The organism is Kitasatospora sp. NPDC054939 (genome assembly GCF_053610105.1).
Window position 1 is genome coordinate 1 of sequence record NZ_JBSGXP010000270.1, and the last position, 4,287, is coordinate 4,287.

Sequence of the window (4,287 nt, forward strand, 5' to 3'; positions counted from 1 at the left end):
GGATTGCAGATAGCACACAAAAAAATGCAGCTCTCATGTGGAACACCGGGTTGAAGGATAAGAACGGAAAGATGATTTATGACAATGATTTCATTTTGGATCATAACACTGATACGAAGTTCGTAGTTAAGTATGACAACAAGCAAGCTGGTTTTTATCTTGATATAGGTCTTGGAAATGGTAGTGGTGCTTTTATGGCAGGCGATCTTGAAATCATCGGTGATGTTTACCGAAATACTGAGTTATTGGAGGATGCGGAGAATGTATAAAAAAGCTGTGACGTCAGTCAAAGCCGGAACCCTAAAAGAAGCGTGTGAAAGGATACAAGCGGCGCATGATCTAGGATTCGTGGTAGAGGTTTTTCAATTTGAGAAGGCGAAACCGGATGGGGTTTTCACCCCTAACTTGTTTATGATTGATCTGTTTCTACCTGTGAAGGAGGGCGCGGAGTGAAATTTGCATTTAGAGTATTGATGCTTCTCATAATGTCGGGCGTTGCTGATTCCATAGGAATAATTCTGGCGTATTATTTCGACAATCAGAGTTTGAGATTAAATTGTGTGTCAGTTACCGCGGCGATCAGTGGGTACTTGGTTCGTGGATGGTGGCCGCCGGAAGAGAAGGAGGGCGCGGAATGCCAAAAGTGAACGGAACATTAATCGGATACTATTGCGATGACTGCGAGGAATGGTTGTTTTTAGAAAGGCCTGCCTGTACGTCTGAAATCTATTGCCCTTTTTGCAGGGATCAGACTCTTGCGATTGATTCTGACGATTTAAGTTTACTGGAAGAAATAATGAAGGAGGACGCAAAATGAAAAAGATTATTTTCGCTTTAGTTGCTGTCATTACATTGGGGGTTATGGTACTTCCGGAAAGTGCTTCGGCGGCATGGTCAGGCTGGCAGAATAGAAACGGCCATTCAATAAGAGTTTGGACGGATGCCACGACTTACAGTCCGAGTGCGTCAACAATCGACTACAAGGCAGAAAAGAAAGGCTCAAAACGCCTGTATTACAAAGCCATCTTGTATAAGTGGTCAGATAAAGGACTGATACACACAGGGCGAGTCGGCTCAGGATCGTTTACCGGATCAACGCCTGTAAAAAGCTTTAGTGTTCCGTCTGTCCGGCGTGAGTATGGAACAGGAACATATCTGATCAAATACAATCTATACAGCAAGTCAAACTGGACTGGATATGTCGGCAGCGTGAACAGCAATCGTTTTTATATAGTAGCGAAAATATAGGAGGGCGCGGAGCAACAACCTCAAGCCTTTAAGGGGGTGGTCAAAATGTGATACCAGGACAGCTAACGCATTTTATATTTTGAAAATTCAATAAATTTAAAATGGAGAGTGATAAAAGGTGTTTATCAATCAAAATAGAATAGTGGGAGCCTCAAAAAAGGGTAAGGGGGCAGAGAAGGCGAGCTTTGGCGGGCCTGACCTTCTCTACCTAGTACCCCGCAAAGTAGCGGAGTGCCGTAAGTATAACATGCTGCGGTTTTGTTTTTCAATGCTACTTGTGCTATCCCTTGTGACAATCGGGTTAAACAGTGCTATGGCAGCGGATCAGTACCGGAATTTTGAGGAATTGCAGGCTAATGAAGATCCCGTGAATTACAACATATTCACGCGAGAGCTTGGAACGTCTGTCCTAATCTTTGCGCCTCACGGCGGCGGGATTGAGGGTGGAACAAGTGAGCTTGCCAGGGAGCTAAGTAAATCTTATTCCACGTATCTATTTGAAGGTTTGAAGGCATCAGGAAATACATCTTTGCATATCACTAGCACGAATTTTGATGAGCCTCAAGCCCTTGAACTATTAAGCCAGCATGATTTCACGTTGTCGCTACATGGCTATGCTTCAGATGAAAAGCATATTTTAGTAGGTGGGACGGATCAGGAAAATGCAGGGAAACTCACGGAAACCTTGAATGCTGCGGGCTTCTCAGCTGAGTTATTGCCGGAGGGTGCAGCCTTATCCGGTACAGATCCGGCGAATGTCGCAAATAAGAATAGAACCGGAATGAGTATCCAGCTAGAAATAAGCACCGGACAGCGGCGGGCCATGTTCGATACGTTTTCACTAAATGGCCGTGAAGTCTCCAAAAATGAAACGTTCTACCGGTTTACGGATCTCCTTTCCGACTTTGTTAATGCGAACGTAAGCAGAAAGGCGGGTGCTTAATATGGGCGCTGTTGAAAGCTTACAACCGATGTATTATTTCATTAACTTTGACGAATGGGGTATAAATCCGAACTGTGAGAACGCGGAAGCAACAACACAAGGCTTTAACGATGCTATCCAGCACGCGGCCAAGAATGGATATTACGGCGTTTATATTCCTGGTGGCCGTTTCCTGATTGATCCCGTTAGTAAGTTCGGGAGCTTGCCGGAATACGGCGGCGGGGTTCGCGGAGCTTCAAACCTGAAAATAAAAATGTCAAAAACAGCACGCTTTTACGCTATGCCGAATAGTGCCACAGGATACTCTATTTTCTACTTTGAGCTGCTTGAAAATGTGGAGCTGGAAGGCGGCTTCTTTATGGGAGACAGAGACGATCATGATTATGTCTATGTAGAAGGCAAGAAAACGCACGAATGGGGCTATTGCATCCATATAAGAGGGTGTAAGAACGTTACTATCGAAAAAGCCACATGCACCCACGCTACAGGCGATAATATTTGGGTAGCTGCTAAAGGTATGATGAACTGGAATAGTGATTACACGCCTTCCAGCAGCATCACAATAAGGAAATGCGTTTTAGAGAGAGCGAGAAGAAACAATTTTGCTACAAACGGATGCGAGGGCCTTGTATTTGAAGATAATGACGTAAATTATGCCGGCGGCGACACAATAGGGCCGCAGCTGGGTATTGATCTAGAGGGATTCGGAGAAGGCGGCCTGAAATATGATCATCCTTACAAAATCATTATCAAGAAAAACCGATTCAGAGAGAACGGACGTGGAGCTATTCGGGCATTTACAGCAGGGGAAGTCATTATTGATAGTAATTTTGCTGATAATGACATTTCATACGGGTACGGCACAGACGTAAGCATCACAAACAATAAAATCATTCGCCAGCCTGGTCAATCATCCTGGGCGCACGGTATCGACTCTATAGGCGTATCCAGCACGGAAACAGGGAATAGGGCCAATATATCAGGAAATACAGTCATAGGCTTTGAAAACGGCATTACTGCCAGGGGGAAAGGCGTTAAGGTTAACGATAATACTGTTGAGGGCTGCACCTCACAAGGTATATACGTGTATTTGTGTGAAATGGCCCTAGTAACAGATAACCGTATCAATGGTGATTGTGTTCATATCAGGGTGCATTTATCAAAGTATGTCAAGGTAAGCGACAATGATACAGAAGGCTCTACACAGGATTACTCAATTGTTTTGGATGCTGCTATAGATACGGTGGTCACAGATAACAAAATTAAAGGTTTCGGCGGTATTCGTTGTGGTGTAACAGTAGATGCTGAGGTTTCCGATAATATTATTGATCTAACTGGAACCGGACGCGGTATCATGTGGAAAGCCCATTCAGAAGTTGACGTGATCGGAAACACAATTAAAAACGCTAGAACATACGCAATAGACGGAACAGCAGACAGCCGATATATAAACACCGTAGAAGATAACCGTATAAAGAATTGCATTGGCAGGACAGCGATTTTGCTTACTGGCGGAAGAAAACACAGCGTAATAAACAACAAAATACGCTTTAAGCGCAATGAAAATGGCGGTTATGGCGTGCTGCTTCAAAACACTGACGGTGTAACAGTAATAAGAAACGACATTGACAGTATGAACGAATTCACTGTAACGCCTGTTTCTTCTTCAGCTGCCACAAACACAACGATAGTACACAACACGATTAGGGGTGAAATTTGGAAGAGTCAAACTGACGATGTTAGAGACAATATTAATTTAGCTGTTTAAAAGATCGAGAATATTTTTTAGAAACGAAGTCTCCTTTCGGGGGTAAAAAATATTTTTTATGCATCATTTGTCTCCTTAAAGCATACTATTTATTAAACAACACGAAAGGCGGGAAACAAAATGAAAATAAAAACTGTTCGAAAGTGGTCAGAAGAGCCAAAAGAGGATAAAGGAAACAATGTACTCGCTCTCTTGCTGGCGGCCCTCATGCTTGGCTGTTATATCTATATCGGGCATTTGATCACTTTACTCTAGAAAGGGGACTGTTTCATATGTGGGGCGTTCATCAAAGACTGGCGGAGCTTTGGAACATTCAAAGTAATCATAG

The 4,287-nt window shown here is 43.5% G+C and carries 4 protein-coding genes; all 4 read left to right on the plus strand.

From position 1 onward, the window contains the following. A partial coding sequence (locus ACWGB8_RS37955; RefSeq protein ID WP_452218221.1) for a YopX family protein occupies nt 1-269 on the plus strand: 269 nt, incomplete at its 5' end. Between the two features lie 544 nt (nt 270-813). Beyond that, on the plus strand, nt 814-1,248 hold the full coding sequence (locus ACWGB8_RS37960) for a hypothetical protein (protein ID WP_041052967.1): 435 nt from the start codon (nt 814-816) through the stop codon (nt 1,246-1,248). 313 nt (nt 1,249-1,561) lie between these two features. Then, on the plus strand, nt 1,562-2,191 hold the full coding sequence (locus ACWGB8_RS37965; protein ID WP_381151630.1) for a poly-gamma-glutamate hydrolase family protein: 630 nt from the start codon (nt 1,562-1,564) through the stop codon (nt 2,189-2,191). A gap of 1 nt (nt 2,192) precedes the next feature. Continuing rightward, nucleotides 2,193-3,959 (plus strand): right-handed parallel beta-helix repeat-containing protein, encoded by a 1,767-nt coding sequence (locus ACWGB8_RS37970; protein ID WP_041052971.1) that lies wholly within the window; start codon nt 2,193-2,195, stop codon nt 3,957-3,959. Nucleotides 3,960-4,287: the final 328 nt, after the last annotated feature.